Source organism: Actinophytocola sp., assembly GCF_035942955.1.
GTDB lineage: Bacteria > Actinomycetota > Actinomycetes > Mycobacteriales > Pseudonocardiaceae > DASYTH01.
In genome coordinates, this window is sequence record NZ_DASZCQ010000232.1 from 1 (window position 1) to 19,908 (window position 19,908).

The following is a 19,908-nucleotide window of genomic DNA, read 5'->3' on the forward strand; positions in this document are numbered from 1 at the left end:
GGCGGTGCGTTTGCTGGCCAGGGGGCCGAGGATGGCGTTCTGGACGAAGTTGGGTCCGCCCTGTCCGGCGCTGGTGGCCAGGCGGTTGTTGGCTTCGGTGAGTTGGCGGTCGAGGTTGGCCAGCTCGCGGTCGACCTCGGCTCGGGCGGCGGCGGGCACGGCGCCGATCGCGGCGACCGGGCTCGGGCAGGCGATCGTCTCGGCGGCGGGCGCCGCGGGGCCGCCGCCGCTGGCCAGGGCGTCGAGGGCCAGGACCGAGGACAGGGCGCCGGCGCTGATCAGGCCGGCGATCAGGGTGCGGCGCCGGGCGGGCCGCATCCGGGCATGGGCGTGCGCCATATCGATACCTCGCTTGGAAAGGCTGATGTGCGGATACAGCGCGTCGTGTCTGCCTGCATCGACGCCGAACGGTGACTCCCACTTCCAGATACGGAGTGGGAGCCACCGTGGTTCAACGGCGTCGGTGCGCCCGGCTCAGTCCTCCGCGGGGCCCGCCTTGAGGCCGGCGGAGATCAGGTCCATCACCGAGGAGTCGGCCAGCGTCGTGACGTCGCCGACCTGACGGTTCTCCGCGACATCGCGCAGCAGCCGGCGCATGATCTTGCCGGACCGGGTCTTCGGCAGCTCGGGCACGACCATGATCTGGCGCGGCTTGGCGATCGGGCCGATCTCCTTGGCCACGTGCTCGCGCAGCGCCTTGATCGCGTCGGCGCCCTTCGCCTCGTCCTCGGCCACGCCGCCGCGCAGGATCACGAACGCCACGATGCCCTGGCCGGTGGTCGGGTCGGTGGCGCCGACCACGGCGGCCTCGGCCACGGTCGGGTGGGAGACCAGCGCGGACTCCACCTCGGTGGTGGAGATCCGGTGCCCGGACACGTTCATCACGTCGTCCACCCGGCCGAGCAGCCAGATGTCGCCGTCGGCGTCGTACTTGGCGCCGTCGCCGGCGAAGTAGTAGCCCTTGTCGGCAAAGCGCGACCAGTACGTCTCCTTGTACCGCTCGTCGTCACCCCAGATGCCGCGCAGCATCGACGGCCACGGCTGGTCGAGCACCAGGTACCCGCCGCCGCCCTTGCCGACCTCGTTGCCCTGGTCGTCGACGACCTTGGCGCTGATGCCGGGCAGCGGCGTCTGCGCCGACCCGGGCTTGGTCGACGTGACGCCGGGCAGCGGGGAGATCATGATCGCGCCGGTCTCGGTCTGCCACCAGGTGTCCACGATCGGGCACCGGTTGTCGCCGACGTGCTCCCGGTACCACATCCAGGCCTCCGGGTTGATCGGCTCGCCGACCGAGCCGAGCAGCCGCAGCGACGAGCGGTCGAACTTGGCCGGGATGTCGTTGCCCCACTTCATGAACGTGCGGATCAGGGTGGGCGCGGTGTAGTAGATCGTGACGCCGTACTTCTGCACGATCTCCCAGTGCCGGCCCTCGTGCGGGGTGTTGGGCGTGCCCTCGTACAGCACGCTGGTGGCCCGGTTGGCCAGCGGCCCGTAGACGATGTAGCTGTGCCCGGTCACCCAGCCGATGTCCGCGGTGCACCAGTAGACGTCGGTGTCCGGCTTGATGTCGAACACCACGCGGTGGGTGTAGGCGGCCTGGGTGAGGTAGCCGCCGGTGGTGTGCAGGATGCCCTTGGGCTTGGCCGTCGTGCCGGAGGTGTAGAGGATGAACAGCGGATGCTCGGCGTCGTGCGGCTCCGCGGTGTGCGCATCGGACTGCCGGTCGACCACGTCGTGCCACCAGACGTCCTTGTCGGCGTTCCAGTCGACGTCCTGGCCGGTGCGGCGGACCACGAGCACCTTCTGCACGCTCGGGTTCTTGGCCACCGCCTCGTCGACGGTCGGCTTGAGCGCGCTCGGGGCGCCGCGCCGGTAGCCGCCGTCGGCGGTGATCACCAGCTTGGCCTTGGCGTCGTCGATGCGCCCGCCGAGCGCCTCGGCCGAGAAACCGCCGAACACCACCGAGTGCGTCGCGCCCAGCCGCGCGCAGGCCAGCATGGCGACGGGTAGCTCGGGGATCATCGGCATGTAGATCGCGACCCGGTCGCCCTTCTCGACGCCGAGCTCGATCAGCGCGTTGGTGGCCTTGCAGACGTCGCGCAGCAGCTGGCCGTAGGTGATCGTGCGGGTGTCGCCGAGCTCGCCCTCCCAGTGGAAGGCGACCTGATCGCCATGGCCGGCCTCGACGTGCCGGTCGACGCAGTTGTAGGTGAGGTTGAGCCGGCCGCCGACGAACCACTTGGCGAACGGGGCGTTGCTCCAGTCCAGCACCTGGTTCCAGGGCGTGTCCCAGTGCAGCTGCTCGGCCTGCCTGGCCCAGAACGCCTCCCGGTCGGCAGCCGCGTCGTCGTACAGCTGTGCGCTCGCGTTCGCCTTGGCCGCGAACTCCGCGCTCGGCGGGAACGTCCTGCTCTCGGTGAGCAGGTTGTCCAGAGTCGCGCTCGCAGCGGGCTGCTCGGTCATTGTGCGAGACCTCCATGGAAGCGGGTTGACACCTGCCATGAAACCGTAGTGTCACTCCTGCCTGCACAACAACGGGCGTAAAGGTTTAGACCACTTGTCACCCGATAGGGTTCGGCCCGTGACTGACCCGCTGGCGCCGCTGCTCACGCTGCCCGGTGTGGACGACGCCGTGCGCGCCGCCCGGGACGCGGTCGACGCCGTGCACCGCCACCCGACCAACCGCCGCGGCTGGCCGGCAACCGCGGCCGAGGCGTCCGTGCGCGCCGCAAGGGCGTCCGCCGCGCTGGACGGCGGCGATCCGTCCATCCCGGACACGGGCACGGTCGCCGATCCGATCCTGGCCGGCGCGCTGCGCATCGCCGAGTCCATCGGCCCGCTGCTGCCGGTCTGGCAGCGCGCCCCCGGTCAGGCGCTGGCCCGGCTGCACGTGCTGGCCGCCGCCGACCTGGTCGCCGGGGACGAGGAGCTCGGCCGGCCACGCGCCGGCCGCGGGGTGTCCGCCCGGCTCGACCTGCTCGGCCGGCTGGTGGCCGGCGAGACCTCGGTGCCCGGCCCGGTGCTGATGGCCGTGGTGCACGGGGAGCTGCTCACGCTGGCCCCGTTCCGGGTCGCCAACGGCGTGGTGGCGCGCGCCGCCGCCCGGCTGACGTCGATCGGCACCGGCCTCGACCCCAAGGGCCTGACCGTGCCCGAGGTCTTCTTCCTGCGCCGCCGCGAGCGCTACGTCGCCGCCGCCGAGGGCTTCGGCGCCGGCGACCGCGACGCCGTCGCCGCCTGGCTGATCATGTGCTGCGAGGCCACCGAGGCCGGCGCCCGCGAGGCCACCAGCATCGCCGACGCGGCGCTGACCGGTTAGACCAGGGCCCGGCCGCCGGTCTCGGCGAGTGCGGCGGCGACGGTGCGCTTGTTGGCCTCGAACTCGTCGTCAGGAATCTTGGGCAGCAGGTCGTTCCAGACCGCGAGCATGGGGCGGCGCAGCTGCATCATGCCCAGCGGGCGGGCCAGGAACCACACGTGGAAGTGCTGGCCGCCGTCGCCCCAGCGGCTGAAGTGGGCCCGGCCGACGCCCTCGATCCGTTCGACGGCAAGGGCGATCCGCTGAATCACCGGGCCGAGGCCGGCGGCCACGTCCGGGGGCATCGAACGCAGCGTGAGGTGCCGGCGCGTCGACAGCAGGGCGAGCATCGGCAGGCCGATCGGCTGGAACCCGGCGTGCAGCAGCCACGTTTCGTCGCGCCAGATGAGGTGCGTGTCCGGCTCGGCGCACAGGTTGCACGGTGCGCCGCCCGGCGCGCCGATGCGCGGCGGCTCCGGGACGACGGGCTCGTCGAGCGGCCGGACCCGGACGTCGCCGTCGAACGGGAAGAACGGCCCGCCGAGCACGGGCTCGGCGGACAGCCTTTGGCCGTATGGCAACCTGGCGTGGTAGGCGGACAGGTCGGTCATGCGCTCACACTATGAGCTGCAGCGCCGCGGCGAGATCGTTTCCGGAGAAGCCCTCGAGGCGGATCGCGCTCCCCGCAGCGGGCGCCGGGAAGCTCGCCTCGGTCGCGCCGTCGGCCACGGCGGTGGTGCGTACCGGTCGCGCGCCGGCGTAGACGTCCAGGCTGGTCAACGCCTTGGTGTCGACGGAAAGCGTGAGGGCGCCGAGTCCGTGGCCGCCGCCGCGCTCCGGCTCGTTCCGCGTGATCTGAGCCATGCCGGTTGTATCGACGCCGTCCGTCCCGGCGTCGTGGTGGCCAGCCACGCGCCGGCGAGCATGAGCACCGACCCGGCCGCCTGCACCGCCGTGATCGACTCGCCGAGCAGCAGCCACGCGCAGGCCAGGCCGAACACCGGCACCAGGAACATCGCCGAGGCCGCGGTCGCCGGGCCGGCCCGGCGCACGGCCCGGTAGTACAGCACGTACGCCACCGCGGTCGGCAGGACGGCCAGATAGGCCTGGTTGAGCCAGAACCCGATGTCCAAAGTGGACCATTCGACGTCGGCCACGGCGGGCAGGGCGACCACGCCGAGGGCCAGCGCGCCGGCCAGGGTGGCGTAGGCGGTGACCGTCAACGCCGGCAGCCGGGCGAGCACCGGCGCGCCGCACACCGTGTACGCCGACCAGCACCCGGCCGCCGCCACGTAGAGCAGGTCGCCGAGCAGCCGGTGATCACCGCCGGCCGGGATGCCGGCGAAGAACACGCCCGCCCCGGCGACGGCCGCGGCCAGCCCGAGCACGGTGCGCGCCGACAGCCCGCGGCGGCCGAGCAGCGCGGTGACCGCGACCGTGATCACCGGGGAGAGCACCGGCACGATCACGCTCCCGTCGGCCGACGGCGCCAGCGACAGGGCGAGGAAGAACAGCACGTTGTAGCCGAACACGCCGAGGATCCCCAGGCCGCCGGCCAGGCCGAGGTCGTGCGGCGGGGGCCGGGTGGCGTGCCGGGTGAGCGCCGCGTGCATGGCCAGCAGGATCATCGCCGCCAGGCCGAACCGCAGGAACGCCGCCACCTCGTGCGGGATCGCGTTGACGGCCAGCTTGGAGGAGGCGAACGCGCTGCCCCACAGCGCCATCACCAGCACAAGCGTGAGGTGGGTACGCACCGCCCGATCGTCGCCGTTCCCCAGTGGACGGTCTTGAACGCTGGTGCGCGGGCACAATGGGCAAGGTGGAATGGGTGCGCTACTGGAGGCTGCCGGACCGGCCGGTTGAGGCCATGCGCGCGCACTTCGAGCAGCACAGCTACCACCTGCACACGCACGACACGTATTCGTTCGGGCTCACCGAGTTCGGCGCGCAGACGTTCGGCTGCCGCGGCGAGTCGCGGACCAGCGCGGTCGGCATGGTGATGGCCTTCAACCCCGACGAGCCGCACGACGGGCATTCGGCCACCGAGCTCGGCTTCACCTACAGCATCGTCCACATCGGACCAGAGTTGATCGCGGACCTGCTGTCCGACAAGGCGGGCCGCGCGACCGGCCTGCCGCTGTTCGACCGGCCGGTGCTGCACGAGCCGGTGCTCGCCGCGGCCCTCACCCGGCTGCGCGCCAGCCTTGCCCGGCCGGCCAGCGCGCTGGCCAGGGACGAGGCGCTGGCCGCGACCGTCGCCGCGCTGGTGGACCGGGGTGCCCGCAGCGCCGCGCCGGCCGCCCGCGGCGGCGCGGACACCGTGATCGCCGGACGGGCCCGCTGTGTGCTCGACGACCGCTACCTCGACGACCTCGGCGCCGACGAGCTGGCGGCGGCGGCCGGGTGCAGCCGGTTCGCCCTCTACCGGGCGTTCAAGGCCAGCTACGGCCTGTCCCCGAGCGACTACCAGCGCCTGCTGCGGCTGCGCGCCGCCCGTCGGCTGATCGTCGCCGGCACCCCGGTGGCCGACGCGGCGGTCGCGGCCGGCTTCGCCGACCAGGCCCACCTCACCCGCTGGTTCCGCCGCTGCTACGGCATCACCCCCGGCACCTACCGGCAGGCGGCGTCTCCAGCCAGATTTCAGCGAACCTAGAACCCCCAGGCCCTACCGTTGAGGTGCGCGAGTCCCCCTTCCTCGCGGACGTGGGATCCCCACATGGCGGGCCGAGATTTCCTAGCGTCTCGGCCCGCTTTCCCTTTCTGGGGGACAAGCCCCCAGACCCCCCGAGGCTCAGCCTCGCACCCCCTGTCTCAGCGCATGGTCCACGCTCCGAAGGCGTGCCGCGTCGCTTCCGTGGGTGCCACCTGGCAGCATGGGCCCGTGCGGATCAGAGAGTTTGAGTCGGTCCTGGCCGGACTGCTCACCGACGCGGACAACCCGGAGATCGTGGACGTTCGGAGCTGCTCGGAACAGAACCCGCAGGGTCACACGCGGCTCCACGTTCGCTTCGCCTCCGGAGCCGATGCCTACATCATGGTTCGCCGGGTGGCCGGGAGGGGCATTCCGTCGCACGCTCCGTTCGAGCTGCCCAGGGAGGCTTTCTGATCATGCGTGTTGAGCGCTTCCGGGACTATGTAAGGGAACTCCTCACCGGTTCGGGTCACCCCGACATTGTTCGTGCGGAGTTCGAGCAGGTGCCCGGCGAGCGGGAGGGGCTCGTCGACCTGCGCGTCGACTTCGCAGATGGCGTTTCGATCTTCTTGGCCGTCGTTCGGACGTCCCCGCCGACCGGGGATGACTTCGCCAAGCCCGAGCAGCCTGTCACCAGAGTGGGTGCTACTCGTAGCGCATGATCGGTGGCAGCATGTGACAAGTGCCTGATGGAACATGCCCGGACTGCGGACAGATCGTGAGCACGGATCCCGGGGAAGCGGTGCCGCCGCATCGTCCGGTGGGAGAGCAGAAGGGGTGCTCGGGCGCCGGCAAGACGACGCAGCCGCGGTAGGTCAGACGGCTTTGGCGCTCAACGTCGCCAGGGCGCGGCGGACGTGGCCGTTGGTGTCGGTGAGGGCGGCGGCGGCGCGGCGAGTGTCTACTCCGGACAGGAGGTGGACGAGGGCCACCTTGAGGTCGCCGCGGGCTTTGGTGAGGGCGTCGGAGCATTCTTGCTGGCCGAGGCCGGTGGCCTCGCGCAGGATGCGCACGGTGCGCCCGCGCAGTTTGGCGTTGTTGGCGCGGACGCTGACCATCAGGTTGGAGTAGGTCCGGCCGAGCTTGATCATCACGGCGGTGGAGAACGCGGTGAGCACCTGCTTCTGCGCGGTGCCGGCCTTCATCCGGGTGGAGCCGGCGATGGCCTCGGCGCCGGTGTCCACGGTGATCATCACGTCGACGTCGATGGACCGGGTGGACAGCGGGTTGTTGACCATCAGCGCGGTTCGGGCGCCGAGCCGGTGCGCCGCGCGCAGCGCCCCCAGCACGTACGGGGTGCGCCCGGAGGCGGTCAGGCCGAGCACGAAGTCGCCACGCTCGGCTTCTCGAGCCAGATCGGAGGCCCCGGCCTCGTCGTCGTCCTCGGCGTTCTCCACCGCGGAGCGCAGGGCGGTGGCGCCGCCGGCGTGGTGCACGACGAACCAGTCGGACGGGACGTTGTAGGTGGGCGGCAGCTCGGCGGCGTCCAGCATGGCCAGCCGCCCGGACGTGCCGGCGCCGACGTAGTGCACCCGGTGGCCGCCGCGCAGCGACTCCACTGCCAGGTCGACCGCGGTGGACAGCGCGGGCAGCGCCGCGGCGACGGCGTCGGGCACCAACCGGTCCTCGGCGTTGATCGCCCGCAGGATCTCCAGGGTGGTCAGCTGATCGATGTCGGTGGTGCGCGGGTTGCGGCGCTCCGTCGGCGAATCGACGTGTACTGCCTGCCGCGGCACGGTCATCTCGCTGCCCCCTACGTCGGTGTCGTTCGGGACCTCCCCCGGCAGGCGCCCGTGATCGCGATCGCCCGCGCGATCGTGGCTTCCGGGCGCCTGCAAGGTCATTTCCCGGTCTCCCGCACTTTCCGCCGCCCGTCGTGGCGGGTCTCCAGCCGGTGCGCGCCCACCGCTTCCCTGGTGTCGTCAAGGGCCTTCATGGCCTTGTCGAGGTGCCGCTGGGCCACCCCGATGAACAGGCAGTCGACCACGGTGAGCTGGGCGATCCGGCTGGCCATGGCCCCGGAGCGGAACGTGGTCTCCCGCGCCGCCGTGGTCAGCACCAGGTCGGCGACCTCGGTGATGGGCGAGGTGGGGAAGTTGGTCAGGGCGACGGTCGTGGCGCCGTGCTCGCGGGCCGTGCGCAGTGCCTCGACCGTGTCGGTGGTCGCGCCGGTGTGCGAGATGCCGAACGCCACGTCGCCGGGCCCCAGCACGGCGGCCGAGGTCAGCATGATGTGTGTGTCGTTCCAGGCGAAGCTGATCCGCCCGATCCGGTGCAGCTTCTGCTGCAGGTCGGCGGCGACGAAGGCGCTCGCGCTGACGCCGTAGACGTCCACCCGGCCGGCCGTGGCGATCGCGTCGACCACCCGCGCCAGCATCTCGACGTCGAGCTGGCCGGCGGTCTCCTCGACCGCCCGCGCGTCGGCGAAGGTCACCTTGCCGACGACGGTGGCCAGGTCGTCCTCCGGGTCGATCTCGCCGCCCAGGTCGCGGTCGGTGCGGGCCTCGGTCCGCGCGGTGTCGGCGGCCAGCGCGATCCGCAGCTCCGGATAGCCGCCGACCCCGATGGCCTTGCAGAACCTGGTGACGGTGGTCTCGCTGGTGCCGGCGGCGTCGGCGACCTCGGTGATACTGCGGCGAGCGACGCTCGAGGGGTTGTCCAGCACCACCTTGGCGACCCGCTGCTCGGCCCTGGCCAGCCCGGGCAGCAGCGAGCGGATCCGGACCAGCGGGCTTGACTCTATGTGCTCTGTTGTCATGGCACTCGCGCTCACGTGGGAAACTTACTAACAGTCAGAGGGTACGACAAGGTGATGCATGACCTGTACTGGCTACGCTACCTAAACCTGGTCGAAACTTCAGGCGACGGCCTTGTGGGCTTGCCAGCAGAATCGCTGGTTGCCCGCAGGTTGTTAGCGTTTCAACCTCACCGAGATTTCAGCTGCCACTCTTGTGGGTGCAACATGTGGGGTTGTTTCTCACCGTTAAGGAGCGGGCGATCACCGTCCGTGACCCGAATTGCGTCGAGATACACGCCGCGGCCGGTGTATCGACTATCCGTGGTAAATCGCCAGCGCAACGTGATCTCCGCAGCCTGTGGTACCTCGGCGTGCACCGTCCACCAGCTGCGGTGCCCGGCGCCGGACAGCGTCTGCGCTGGTCCCGAGGGTGCGCCCGGCCCCTCCGCGAGGACGGGCACGGCCTGCCAGCTGACCCCGTCGGTGCTCGACTCCAGCACGAGCCGATCGGTGTCCTCGGTGTCGACGAAGGCGGCGAAGTTCACCCGAACGGGCCCGACCGAATGGAGGACAGCCGTGGTCAGAGTGGCCGAGCTGGCGTCCCCGATGCCGGTGTACCAGGCGTCCGGGCCGCGTTTCGGGAGGACGGCCAGCGATTTCGCCAGCCCGAGCGCCACCGTCTCGCGAGCCAGGTTGATCGAGCCCCAACTCCGGCTCGGATGCACCCGGTTGGTGAGCAGAACGGCGAACGAGCGGGAGGCCGGGTCGATCACCATGACGGTGCCGGTGAAGCCGGTGTGCCCGGCGGTGCGCGGGCCGGCCAGCCCGCCCATGTACCAGCGCTGGTTCAGCTCGAAGCCCAGCCCGTGGTCGTGCCCGGGGAACTGCTGGTTGTAGTTGGTCAGCATCATCCGCACGGTCTCCGGCCGCATGATCCGCCGGCCGGCGTAGCTGCCGCCGTTGAGGATCGTCTGGGCGAGCACGGCCAGGTCGCCCGCGGTGGAGAAGATCCCGGCGTGCCCGGCCACCCCGCCGAACGACCAGGCGTTCTCGTCGTGCACCGACCCGCGGACCATGCCGCGCGGCGGGTTGGTCATGTACTCCGTCGCCGCGATCCGGTCGAGCTTGCTCGCCGGCGGGTTGAAGCCGGTGTCGGCAAGACCGAGCGGCTCGGTGATCCGCTGCCGCACATAGGTGTCCAATGTGGACCCGCTGACCCGCTCGATCAGGACGCCGAGGGCGATCAGGTTGAGGTCGGAGTAGAGGTAGGTGCTGCCCGGCGGGTTGATCGGCGCCACGTCCATCACGGCCTTGATCCGCGCCGGAACGTCCGGGTGGTCGCGCCACAGCGGCAGCCACGCCACCAGGCCGGAGGTGTGCGTCAGCAGCTGCTGGACGGTGATCGACTCCTTGCCGTTGACCCCGAACTCGGGCAGGTAGGTGGACACCCGCTCGGCGACGTCGATCCGGCCGGACTCGTGCAGCTGCAGCACCGCGATCGAGGTGAACAGCTTGGTCACCGAGGCCATGTCGAAGATGGTGTCCGGGCGCATCGGCACCTGCTGCTCGGCCGGCAGCTCGGTGCCGGTCCCGTCGCCGTAGCGCACGGCCTGCCCGGTGGCGGTGTGGCTGACCACCACGCCGTCGTGCGCCAGCAGCGCGACCGCGCCGGAGAACAGCGGATGCCCGGTGGCCGGGTTCACCCGGGTCCACTCGGTGATCTTGTCGAGCGCGGCGGCGATCGGGGCCGGGTCCAGCCCGGCCTGCTCCGGGGTGCCGGTGCGCAGCCCGGTCCACGCCGGCGCGAACCCGTGGTGCTGCCGGTCGAACCGGCCGCCCGGCCAGCTCTCGGGCTCGGCCGCCGTCACGGCCACCGGGCCGCTCGCCGACACGGCGAGCACCGTCCCGAGTACCAACAATGCCCGCCCCCGCATCGCGACCACCTCATCTATAGATCAAGTACGGCTCCCGCTGCCTGCGGAACGCCGCCAGCTCCTGCTGCCACGCGCCGATCACGTCGTCGACCCCTGCCCCCGCGTCCACCATCCGGCGCAGCCGGTCCGAGCCGGACAGCTTGTCGATGAAGTTGTCCGGCCGCCAGGCGAACTTGTCGGGGTACAGCTGCCGCGCGGCGACGATCATCGTGATCGCCGTGCGGATGGCTTCGAACGAGCGCTCGTCGGTGATGTGCACCTGCACGCCGCCGCAGACCTTGCCGACGTGCTTGCTGAACGTCGGGGAGAAGTAGACCTCGCGGAACCGCGCGCCGGGCAGGTCGAGCTCGTTGAGCCGCTCGGCCCACCGCCAGTCCAGGTCCGGCGCCCCGATGATCTCGAACGGCCGGGTGGTGCCGCGGCCCTCGGACAACACCGTGCCCTCGAACAGGCAGGTGCCCGGGTAGACCAGCGCCGTGGTCGGGGTGGGCATGTTCGGGCTGGGCAGCCGCCAGGCCAGGCCGGTGGCGGAGAACAGCTCGTCGCGCCGCCAACCCCGGAGCCGCACGATGTCCAAACTGGACAGTCGACCGCCGGCGTCGGCCGGGAGGAACTCCGCGTCGAAGAACCGGGCCAGCTCGCCGATCGTCATGCCGTGCTGCTGCACGATCGGCTTGAGCCCGACACCGGAGGCGAACGCGGGATCCAGCATGGGACCGTGCGGGGAGCCGCCGACCGGGTTGGGCCGGTCCAGCACCACGAACGCGGCGCCGGTGGCCACCGCCGCCCGCATCGCGGTGTACATGCTCCAGATGAACGTGTAGAAGCGGGCGCCGACGTCGGCGATGTCGAACACCACGGTGTCCACGCCGGCCTTGGTGAACATCCCGGCGAGCTTGTCGGCCGAGGCCCCGTAGGCGTCGTAGACCGGGATCTGGGTGCGCGGATCGAGGTAGTCGCCCTCGGAGCCGCCGGCCTGGGCGGTGCCGCGGAAGCCGTGCTCCGGACCGAAGGCGGCCACCGGGCGAACGCCGGCCGCCACCATCGAGTCGACGATGTGCGTGTGGTCGCGCAGCGCGCCGGTGGGGTTGGTCAGCACGCCGAGCCGCCGGCCGGCCAGCGCCCGCCAGTCCTGCGCGGCCAGGACGTCCGCGCCGGGGATGACCCGGCCGCCGTGCCGCTCGCCGCCGTCCGGCTCGGCTTTCGCCGCGGCCGAGGTGGTGGCCGTCGCGGCGGCGGTCAGGGCGGAGGCGGCCAGGAAGCGTCGTCGGTCCATGGTGGTCCTCACCAGGTCAGGCCGGTGTCGAACGGGTAGCGGATGGTCGTCGGGTCGCCGCCGGCCGGCACGTCCACCGGGAGCTTGCCCCGCGGCGAGATCTCGCCGAGCAGCACCTTTGCCAGCGACTCCATCGACACCGCGCGCCACGAGTAGGTGGCCACCCAGGTCGGGGCGTCGACGAAGCCGGCGTCGTACGGAACCTGGGAGGCGACCGCCACGACCGGTTTTCCGGTGGCCAGCAGGCGGCTGAGCAGCGTGCGTTGCTGCAGGCGCGCGCTGAGGTTGTTGGTCAGCACCACGACCAGGTCGGCGCCCTGGGCGGCGGTCTCCGCCTGGGCGATCAGCGCCTCGCCGGGACTGGATCCGGTCGGCAGCGCCGTGGCGGTCAGCCCGCGCGCGGTGAGGCTGGCGGCCAGCCAGCCCGGCGATCGCCCGGCCCCGTCACCGATCCCGGTCACCAGCACGTTGGTCGGCCGGGCCGGCAGCACGCCGGCGTCGTTGCGCAGCACGGTCGTGGTGCGGTCGCTGATCCGCTGGATCTCGGCCAGGTTGGCCGGCGTGCCCACCAGGCCGTCCACCTTGTCGACGTCCACGAACGGGCTGGTGAGGATGGCCCGCTTGAACTTCAGCAGCAGGATCCGCAGCACGCTCTCGTTGATCCGCTGCTCGCTGATCCGGCCCGACCGCACCGCGTCGACGACGGAGCTCTTGGCCAGCTCCAGGTTGGGCGGCATGAGCATCTGGTCGGCCCCGGCCTCGATCGCCCGCAGCGGGATCTCCTCCGGCGGCAGCACGTTCGCCCCGCCCATGCCCAGCGCGTCGGTGACGATGACGCCGCGGAACCCGAGCTCCTCGCGGAGGATGCCGGTGAGGATCGGCCGGGACAGCGTCGCCGGCATCCGGGAGTCGTCGAGGCTGGGCACCATGATGTGCGCGGTCATGATCACGTCGACGCCGGCCTCGATCGCGGCCTTGAACGGCGGCAGGTCGATCTGCCGCACCGCGTCGGCGGTCCGGTTGATGATCGGCAGCGTGGTGTGGCTGTCGGTGTCGGCATCGCCGTGCCCCGGGAAGTGCTTGGCGGCCGAGGACACGGTGTGCCACGGCCGGTCGGAGTCCTCAAGCCCGCTGACCTCGGCCCGCACCAGCTGGCTGGCCAGGTCCGGCCGCGAGGAGAACGACCGCGCCCCGATCACCGGATTCAGCGGGTTGGAGTTGACGTCGGCCACCGGCGCGAAGTTCTGGTTGATCCCCATCGCGCGCAGCTCATGCCCGTTGATCGTGGCCAGCGACCGCGCGTCGGTGGCGCTGCGCCCCGCCCCGATCGCCATGCTCCCCGGGAACTCCGTCGCCGGCGACTCCAGCCGCGTGACGTTGCCACCCTCCTGGTCGATCGCGATGATCAGCGGAAGGTGCAGCCCCGACCGGACCGCAGCCCGCTGCAAGCCGTTGGAGAAGTTGGCCACCTGCCGCGGGTCGTCCACATTGTCCGTGGTGGCATTGTTGAAGTAGATCACCCCGCCGACGTTGTACCGCTCCACCACCTGCGCCGGCGTATCCACCCCATAGTTGGTCCGGTTGGTCGGATGCGCCTCATCCGCCGACTTCCCCCACACGGACACCACGAACAACTGCCCGACCTTCTGCTCCAACGACAGCCGGTTCAGCACCTGGTTCGCCCAGTACCCGGCAAACACCTCCGAGCCACCCCGGGGCTCGGCCAAGGCCGAAGGGGTGCCACACACCGACACCACCATCAGGCCGGCGAGCACCACGGACAAGCGACGACGCAGCAACACCAACACCACGGCCTCCCTGGTTCGCCCAGGCTGTGGGTAACCTCGAAAGATCCTCACCGGTCTCACGCAGTATCGGTAAGTTACCCACGTCACACTCGGCGGGTCAACCAGGAATGCTTCCCCCGCACCCAACCCATGACAAGCCCCAACCGGCCCTATCCAGCCATACGTGCCCGCCAACTACCGCTGGTCCCCCCCAACCAACCCCACTGGGTCGCTAGCACCGCGAGTGTGCGGGCTGCCCCCCAAAAAACAACGCCGAACGATCCCGCTCCGCGCCCCGCCGGCCGCTCGCCCGAGAATGCCCGGCCCCGCGTGTACGGCACGTATGCCCTGGTTCCCGCCAACGCAACCCCGCTGGATCGCCAGGAGCTAGCACCGGGGTCTCTAGGGCTGGCCCCCAAAAACAAAGTCGGACGATCCCCGTCCACGTCCCGCCGGCGGCTCGCCCGGAAATGTCCGGCCCCGCGTGTGCGGCACGTATGGCCTGGTTCCCCGCCAACGCAACCCCGCTGGATCAGCAGGAGCTAGCACCGGAGTCCCTGGGGCTGGCCCCCAAAACAAAGTCGGACGATCCCGCTCCGCGCCCCGCCGGCGGCATGGCCGGGAATGCCCGGCCATGCGTGTGCGGCACGTCTTAGCTGGTTCCCCGCCAACGCAACCCCGCCGGGTCGCTAGGAGCTAGCACCGTGGGGGTCTGGGGGCTCGGCCCCCAGAACAAAAACTGGACGATCCCGGTCCGCGCTCTCCGCGGACAGGGATCGCCCAATCGTCCAGCGCGAACATCCGGGTTACCAAGCGTGCAACGGTGTCGTACCTACCTGGCCTCGGCGTCCGGCGTCCCGGTACGCAGTCCCTAGACGACATGCCTCCCGCGGCGTGCTGCGCGTGGGTGCTCCGGTGTTCGCGCACGGAGTCCTATCGGGGTGGCGCAAGGCTTCTCTTCGCCTTGTCCCTGGCCGACTAGGAGTCCGCACCTACTTTCTACGCGGTGAGTGGAGTCACTTCAAGAGCACATATGGGTGCACCGTTACAGAGCCCGCAAGGGGTTCTCGGACACGCCGAGTGAGCGTATTCTGGCAGGTCGTTGCGCTGCGATACCGGCGGCTGGGGGACCGGGCGGCACCGCGGGTCGAGTGAACCATTTCCTTGCGCCCCTTGGGTTTTACCGCTTGCGCCGCCGGTGCAGCCCGTACCACGTCGCGCCGGCGGCGATGGCGCCCAGCCCGATCGCGGTAACCGCGATGGTGGCGCCGGACTGCGCGTGGAAGCGCGAGCGCAGCGAGACCGGCTTGGAGAAGGCGAGCATCGGCCACCCTCGCTCGGCGGCGATGGCGCGCAGGGCCCGGTCGGGGTTGACCACGGTGGGGTGGCCGACCACCTCCAGCATCGGCAGATCGGTGCTGGAGTCGGAGTAGGCGTGGCAGGCGTTGAGCTCGTAGCCGCGCTCGGCGGCCAGCTGCTTGATCGCGGTCGCCTTGTTCGCGCCGTAGCAGTAGAACTCGATCTCGCCGGTATACCGTCCGTCCCTGGCGACCATGCGGGTCCCGACGCTGTGCGTGGCGCCGATCATGTCCGCGATCGGGGTGACGATCTCCTCACCGGACGCGGAGATCACCACCACGTCGTGGCCCTCCGCCTTGTGCTCGGAGATCAGCTCCGCCGCCTCGGCGTAGACCAGCGGATCGACGATGTCGTGCAGCGTCTCCTCGACGATCGCGCGCACCTGCTTGACATCCCAGCCCTCGCACAGGGCGGTCAGGTGCGCGCGCATCCGCTCGACCTGGTCGGCGTCCGCCCCCGACGAGGCGAACACGAACTGGGCGTAGGCGCTCTTCAACACGGCGCGCCGGTTGATCAGCCCGCCCTGGAAGAACGGCTTGCTGAACGCCAGCGTGCTCGACTTGGCGATGACCGTCTTGTCCAGGTCGAAGAACGCGGCGATCCGCGTAGGGCCGGAGCCGGACGCGTCGTTGCCGGAGTCGGTCACGCCGCCAGCATAGGTTCGCCGCGACTTACCGCGCGTCGTTGTGCCGTTACGCGCCATGGGTGCGGAGGAACGAGATACAGTAGGGGAAGTCCGGCGTTGCCCGGACTGGTTCAGTCCGACCCCCCGGGGCTGAACCTTTGACGACCCCCGTCCCTCCCCCCTGGCGGGGGTCGTCCCTTCTCCTCCCGGACACCCAGCTCGCGTGGTTCGCCCGCCGCTGCGCCCCATTGCTCCGCGCGCGCTCTCCCAAGACAACCCGCGCGCGCCCCTCTACCTATAGACAAGGGGGTCCCCCCTGCTTTCCAGTTTTCCGTGGCGCACCGACAAAACCGTGCGGTGTCGATCTTCAGGGTGCGAGTTGTCCACAGTCGGGCCGGTTGTGCACATGTTGATCACCACCCGTTGCCCGGGCGCCGCCGCCCGCCGATCGTGGGGACGCGGCCGGCATCCCGTCGCCGCGCGGACCATGATCGGCTCTCCTTGGGGGCACGCGATGAACACCAACCGCCCGGTGGCACTGGTCGACGACGGCGAGCTGCTCGACGACGTCCTGAAGCTGGCGGCTGCGGCCGGTTGCCAGGTCGAGCGGCTGCCGGACGCCACCGCGGTCCGGCAGCACTGGAACACCGCTCCACTGCTGATCCTTGACGCCTCAGGCGTGCGCGAATGCGTCGAGCTGCGCCTTCCCCGGCGCGGCTCGGTGCTCGTGGTCACCGCCACGCAGCCGTCCGAAGAGCTGTGGCGCGATGCCGTGGCCGTCGGCGCCCGGCACGTGGTCGAGCTGCCCGGCGGGGAGGAGTGGCTGGTCAGCGCGCTCGCCGACGCCGCGGAGGCGCCGGCCGGGTCGAGCGGCCGGGTGCTGTCGGTGCTCGGCGGGCGTGGCGGCGCCGGCGCCTCGGTGTTCGCCGCGTCGGTCGGCCTTACCGTGCTGCGCAACGGCGACGGCGCGCTGCTGATCGACTGCGACCCGTTGGGCGGCGGGCTCGATCTGGTGCTGGGCGCGGAGACCGAGCAGGGCCTGCGCTGGCCGGAGCTGCGGCTGAGGGCCGGCCGGGTGTCGGCGTCTTCGCTGCATTCCGCGCTGCCCGGCCGAACCCACGGCAATGGCCGGCTGACCCTGCTCTCCGGTGCACGGGAGGGAGTCGGGCCGGAGCCGGACGCGGTCGCCGCCGTGCTCGAGGCCGGCAGCCGGGCCGGCGAGACGGTCATCTGCGATCTGTCAAGGGAGTTCGGCGACGCCGCCCGCGCCGCGCTCGAGCGGTCCGACCTCGCCGTGATCGTCGTCCCCGCCGAAGTCCGCGCGTGCGTCTCCGCCAAGCTGGTCGCCGACCGGGTCCGCGAGCACGGCATCACGGCCAGGCTCGTGGTGCGCGGGCCCGCCCCCGGCGGCCTGCGCGCCGGCGAGGTGGCCAACGTCGTCGGGATCCCGCTGCTCACCTCGATGCGGCCCGAGCCCGCCCTGGCCCGATCCCTCGACCAGGGCAACTTCCGCCCCAAACCCCGCGGTCCCCTGGCCGGCGCGGCCCGCGCCACCCTCAAGGCCCTCGCCGCCGTACCCGCCCGGGACCTCCGCGCCGCCTCCTGAGCACGACAACCGTTCGCCCATAAGGGAAATCGTTGTCCGGGTGGCCGGGCACTGCCACGGTGGGCGGATGGAGCCGGGCTTTCGGGGCGAGGTCACCGACTTCTATCAACGGTTCCGGCGCGGGTATCCCCCTGCCGTCGTCGACCACCTGGTGGAGGCGTTCGCACTCACCCGTGACGACATGGCGCTCGACATCGGCTGCGGGACGGGCCAGCTGACCCTGCCGCTGGCCGAGCGGGTCCGCGCGGCGGTCGGCCTCGACCCGGAACCGGACATGCTCTGGCGCGCCCGCGCCGCCGCCCGCGACCGGCGGGCCACGAACGTGAGCTGGTTGCTGGGCGCGGACACCGACCTGCCCGCCCTGCACGCGCTGTTCGGCGGGCGCCGGCTGGGCGCGGTGACCATCGCGCAGGCCCTGCACTGGATGGACCACGGCACCCTGTTCCCCGCACTCGCACCGATGATCCGCCGCAACGGTGGCGTCGCCGTCGTCACGAACGGCAAACCGTTGTGGCAGCACGACCTCGCATGGTCCCGGGCGCTGCGCGACGTCCTGTCCGGCTGGCTCGGCGCTCCGCTCGACCGCACCTGCGGAACCGATGCCGCCAGCCAGCAACGATATCGCGAGGGCCTCGCCCGCGCGGGCTTCGACGTCACCACGGCGAGCGTGGACTACTCCGACGAGCTGAGCCTGGAACAGGTCATCGGCGGGGTGTACTCGGCGCTGCCGGTCGACCGGCTGCCCGCCCCGGAGCGACGTCCCGACTTCGCCGCACGGATCGGCCGCGCGCTGCAACCGCATCGGCCCTACGTCGAGGACGTCCACGTGGCGATCGTGCTGGGCACGGTGGGCTGAGGCCGCGGGCGGACAGACGACCCCCCGGTTCCATTCTTCCGTACGGCGCCGACGAAACCGGTGCTGAACGATCTTGGACGGGCGAGTTGTCCACAGGCGGGTCGGTTGTGCACATGTTGATCACCGGTCGTTGCCCGGCGCGCCCCGGCCGCCGATCGTGAAATCGCGGCAGGCGCCCGCCGGCCGCCGGACCTGACGATCGGGGGCACGCGTGAACACCGGACAGCGGAGCGCGGCATGACCGCGGATCTCATCGAGCGGGTGCGTGACCGGCTTGCCAGCAGTGGCGCGGAGATCACGTCGACGGTCGTCGCCGACGCCGTGCGCGAGGAGGCCGGCGGAGTGGTGGGGCACGCCGACGTCCTTGAGGCGATGCGGCTGCTCGAGCAGGAGTTCGTCGGGGCCGGGCTGCTCGCGCCGCTGCTGCGCGACGAAACCACGACCGACGTGCTGGTCACCGGTCCGGACCAGGTATGGGTCGACGGCGCCGGAGGTCTGCGGCGCACCGACACCCGCTTTCCCGACGAGGACTCGGTCCGCCGGCTGGCCCAGCGGCTGGCCCTGTCCTGCGGTCGCCGGCTCGACGACGCACAGCCGTTCGTCGACGCCTGGCTGCCGGCGAGCCCACTCGGCCGGATCCGCCTGCACGCCGTGCTGCCGCCCATCGCCGCCGACGGCACCTGCCTGTCGCTGCGGATTCTGCGCCCGGCGGCACACGATCTGAGCACGCTGGAGAGCCTCGGCACCTTCGACGCGATCGCCCACGCCGTGCTGGCCGCCATCGTCGAGGCCCGGCTGGCGTTCCTGATCTCCGGCGGCACCGGGTCGGGCAAGACCACCCTGCTCGCCGCGATGCTCGGCCGGGTGCCGGCGCACGAGCGCATCGTCTGTGTCGAGGATGCCGGTGAGCTGCAACCGGATCATCCGCAGTTCGTCCGCCTCGTCGCCCGGCCGGCCAACGTCGAGGGCGCCGGGGAGGTCACGCTGTCCGACCTGGTGCGGCAGGGGCTGCGGATGCGGCCGGACCGGTTGGTGGTCGGCGAGGTCCGCGGCGCGGAAGTGTGCGATCTGCTTGCCGCGTTGAACACCGGCCACGACGGCGGCGCCGGCACGGTCCACGCCAACTCGCCAGCCGAGGTGCCGGCCCGGATGGAGGCGCTCGCCGCGCTCGGCGGACTGACCCGAGATGCCTTGCACAGCCAGCTTTCCGCGGCCCTGCACATCGTGCTGCACATGCGCCGGGAGCCCGACGGATCCCGGCGGCTGGTCCAGATCGGCGTGCTCGACCGGATCGTCGGCGGTGTGCGCGTGCTGCCGGCGTGGCAACCGGGCGGGTGGCTGCCCGCGCAGGCCGACCTGGCCGACGCGTTGGCCGCGCGGGGAGTGCGGCCGCCATGGTGAGCGCGTCCGCCGCGGTGCTCGCGCTGGCCGTGCTGTGCTGGCCGATCAGGCCCGGGATGACCCGGCTCCGCGGAGTGGTTGCCGCGGACGCCCGGCCGCGGGGCCGGACGCGATTGCCCCGGCCTACCACATTCGTGGTGGCCTTCGCGTTCGGCTCCGTCGGCTGGGCACTGGTCGGCGCCGGCGGCGCGGCGGCCGGTGCGCTCGCCGCGGCCACCGCGTGGCGGCGCTTGGCCGCGCGGCGCGCGCTGCACCGCACCCTGACGGCGGTCAACGGCCTCACCGAGGCCCTTCGGTCCGTGGTCGCCGAGCTGCGCGCCGGCGCCCATCCGGCCAT

Annotated in this window: 17 protein-coding genes and 2 pseudogenes; 8 read left to right on the forward strand and 11 right to left on the reverse strand. The window is 71.6% G+C overall.

The features are described 5' to 3' along the window. Nucleotides 1-339: pseudogene (locus VGX25_RS23940) on the reverse strand (hypothetical protein); the annotation flags it as partial. A gap of 135 nt (nt 340-474) precedes the next feature. After that, nucleotides 475-2,463 carry an acetate--CoA ligase gene (gene acs, locus VGX25_RS23945; RefSeq protein WP_326920133.1) on the reverse strand — a complete coding sequence of 663 codons (1,989 nt, stop codon included), beginning with the start codon at nt 2,461-2,463 and terminating at the stop codon, nt 475-477. A 118-nt stretch (nt 2,464-2,581) separates the two neighbouring features. Here acs and VGX25_RS23950 point away from each other — a divergent pair, with 118 nt between their 5' ends. Continuing rightward, nucleotides 2,582-3,319: an oxidoreductase gene (locus tag VGX25_RS23950; protein ID WP_326920134.1), complete on the forward strand. Its 738-nt coding sequence runs from the start codon at nt 2,582-2,584 to the stop codon at nt 3,317-3,319. On the opposite strand, the gene VGX25_RS23955 is transcribed toward VGX25_RS23950, so the two are convergent. The 3 genes from VGX25_RS23955 to VGX25_RS23965 are packed head-to-tail and all read right to left on the reverse strand — an operon-like array spanning nt 3,316 to nt 5,052. Continuing rightward, nucleotides 3,316-3,909, reverse strand: coding sequence for a hypothetical protein (locus tag VGX25_RS23955; protein WP_326920135.1), 594 nt, complete (start codon nt 3,907-3,909; stop codon nt 3,316-3,318). The two genes, VGX25_RS23950 and VGX25_RS23955, sit on opposite strands and share 4 nt — an antisense overlap. A gap of 4 nt (nt 3,910-3,913) precedes the next feature. Further along, nucleotides 3,914-4,078: a hypothetical protein gene (locus VGX25_RS23960; RefSeq protein ID WP_326920136.1), complete on the reverse strand. Its 165-nt coding sequence runs from the start codon at nt 4,076-4,078 to the stop codon at nt 3,914-3,916. Further along, a complete protein-coding gene (locus VGX25_RS23965) occupies nt 4,075-5,052 on the reverse strand; it encodes a DMT family transporter (protein WP_326920137.1) in 978 nt (325 codons plus the stop codon). The genes VGX25_RS23960 and VGX25_RS23965 overlap by 4 nt, the downstream gene beginning before the upstream one ends. A 74-nt stretch (nt 5,053-5,126) precedes the next feature. On the opposite strand from VGX25_RS23965, the gene VGX25_RS23970 reads away from it, so the two are divergent. The 3 genes from VGX25_RS23970 (at nt 5,127) to VGX25_RS23980 (ending at nt 6,652) form a co-directional block, all read left to right on the forward strand. Further along, nucleotides 5,127-5,951, forward strand: a complete 825-nt coding sequence (locus VGX25_RS23970) for an AraC family transcriptional regulator (protein ID WP_326920138.1) — start codon at nt 5,127-5,129, stop codon at nt 5,949-5,951. 228 nt (nt 5,952-6,179) lie between these two features. Continuing rightward, nucleotides 6,180-6,404 (forward strand): hypothetical protein, encoded by a 225-nt coding sequence (locus VGX25_RS23975; RefSeq protein WP_326920139.1) that lies wholly within the window; start codon nt 6,180-6,182, stop codon nt 6,402-6,404. A 2-nt stretch (nt 6,405-6,406) separates the two neighbouring features. After that, nucleotides 6,407-6,652 carry a hypothetical protein gene (locus VGX25_RS23980; RefSeq protein ID WP_326920140.1) on the forward strand — a complete coding sequence of 82 codons (246 nt, stop codon included), beginning with the start codon at nt 6,407-6,409 and terminating at the stop codon, nt 6,650-6,652. Between the two features lie 153 nt (nt 6,653-6,805). Here VGX25_RS23980 and murQ read toward each other — a convergent pair whose 3' ends face one another. The 6 genes from murQ to VGX25_RS24010 all read right to left on the reverse strand — a co-directional run bounded on the left by murQ (nt 6,806) and on the right by VGX25_RS24010 (nt 15,684). Continuing rightward, nucleotides 6,806-7,732, reverse strand: a complete 927-nt coding sequence (murQ, locus tag VGX25_RS23985) for an N-acetylmuramic acid 6-phosphate etherase (RefSeq protein WP_326920141.1) — start codon at nt 7,730-7,732, stop codon at nt 6,806-6,808. Nucleotides 7,733-7,830: 98 nt separating this feature from the next. Continuing rightward, complete coding sequence (locus tag VGX25_RS23990) at nt 7,831-8,748, reverse strand: MurR/RpiR family transcriptional regulator (protein ID WP_326920142.1); 918 nt, start codon at nt 8,746-8,748, stop codon at nt 7,831-7,833. Between the two features lie 167 nt (nt 8,749-8,915). Next, the gene (locus VGX25_RS23995) at nt 8,916-10,661 is read right to left on the reverse strand and encodes a serine hydrolase domain-containing protein (protein WP_326920143.1); all 1,746 of its coding nucleotides are present in this window, start codon (nt 10,659-10,661) and stop codon (nt 8,916-8,918) included. A 10-nt stretch (nt 10,662-10,671) separates the two neighbouring features. Then, a complete protein-coding gene (locus VGX25_RS24000) occupies nt 10,672-11,937 on the reverse strand; it encodes a DUF1343 domain-containing protein (protein WP_326920144.1) in 1,266 nt (421 codons plus the stop codon). Between the two features lie 8 nt (nt 11,938-11,945). Next, nucleotides 11,946-13,697, reverse strand: coding sequence for a glycoside hydrolase family 3 protein (locus VGX25_RS24005; RefSeq protein WP_326920149.1), 1,752 nt, complete (start codon nt 13,695-13,697; stop codon nt 11,946-11,948). 1,207 nt (nt 13,698-14,904) lie between these two features. Continuing rightward, complete coding sequence (locus VGX25_RS24010; protein WP_414635938.1) at nt 14,905-15,684, reverse strand: HAD-IB family hydrolase; 780 nt, start codon at nt 15,682-15,684, stop codon at nt 14,905-14,907. 538 nt (nt 15,685-16,222) lie between these two features. On the opposite strand from VGX25_RS24010, the gene ssd reads away from it, so the two are divergent. The 4 genes and pseudogenes from ssd to VGX25_RS24030 all read left to right on the forward strand — a co-directional run. Beyond that, nucleotides 16,223-17,314 carry a septum site-determining protein Ssd gene (gene ssd / locus VGX25_RS24015; RefSeq protein ID WP_326920146.1) on the forward strand — a complete coding sequence of 364 codons (1,092 nt, stop codon included), beginning with the start codon at nt 16,223-16,225 and terminating at the stop codon, nt 17,312-17,314. A 67-nt stretch (nt 17,315-17,381) separates the two neighbouring features. After that, nucleotides 17,382-18,170 carry a class I SAM-dependent methyltransferase gene (locus tag VGX25_RS24020; protein ID WP_326920147.1) on the forward strand — a complete coding sequence of 263 codons (789 nt, stop codon included), beginning with the start codon at nt 17,382-17,384 and terminating at the stop codon, nt 18,168-18,170. 237 nt (nt 18,171-18,407) lie between these two features. Next, a complete protein-coding gene (locus tag VGX25_RS24025; RefSeq protein WP_326920148.1) occupies nt 18,408-19,571 on the forward strand; it encodes a TadA family conjugal transfer-associated ATPase in 1,164 nt (387 codons plus the stop codon). Continuing rightward, nucleotides 19,565-19,908, forward strand: a pseudogene (locus tag VGX25_RS24030) (hypothetical protein); the annotation flags it as partial. The gene VGX25_RS24025 and the pseudogene VGX25_RS24030, both read left to right, overlap by 7 nt.

Coding starts and splice junctions, on each gene's coding strand:
- acs (WP_326920133.1), bottom strand. CDS start 2,463: ATGACCGAGCAGCCCGCTGCGAGCGCGACTCTGGACAACCTGCTCACC.
- VGX25_RS23955 (WP_326920135.1), bottom strand. CDS start 3,909: ATGACCGACCTGTCCGCCTACCACGCCAGGTTGCCATACGGCCAAAGG.
- VGX25_RS23980 (WP_326920140.1), top strand. CDS start 6,407: ATGCGTGTTGAGCGCTTCCGGGACTATGTAAGGGAACTCCTCACCGGT.
- murQ (WP_326920141.1), bottom strand. CDS start 7,732: ATGACCGTGCCGCGGCAGGCAGTACACGTCGATTCGCCGACGGAGCGC.
- VGX25_RS23990 (WP_326920142.1), bottom strand. CDS start 8,748: ATGACAACAGAGCACATAGAGTCAAGCCCGCTGGTCCGGATCCGCTCG.
- VGX25_RS23995 (WP_326920143.1), bottom strand. CDS start 10,661: ATGCGGGGGCGGGCATTGTTGGTACTCGGGACGGTGCTCGCCGTGTCG.
- VGX25_RS24000 (WP_326920144.1), bottom strand. CDS start 11,937: ATGGACCGACGACGCTTCCTGGCCGCCTCCGCCCTGACCGCCGCCGCG.
- VGX25_RS24005 (WP_326920149.1), bottom strand. CDS start 13,697: ATGGTGGTGTCGGTGTGTGGCACCCCTTCGGCCTTGGCCGAGCCCCGG.
- ssd (WP_326920146.1), top strand. CDS start 16,223: ATGAACACCAACCGCCCGGTGGCACTGGTCGACGACGGCGAGCTGCTC.
- VGX25_RS24020 (WP_326920147.1), top strand. CDS start 17,382: ATGGAGCCGGGCTTTCGGGGCGAGGTCACCGACTTCTATCAACGGTTC.
- VGX25_RS24025 (WP_326920148.1), top strand. CDS start 18,408: ATGACCGCGGATCTCATCGAGCGGGTGCGTGACCGGCTTGCCAGCAGT.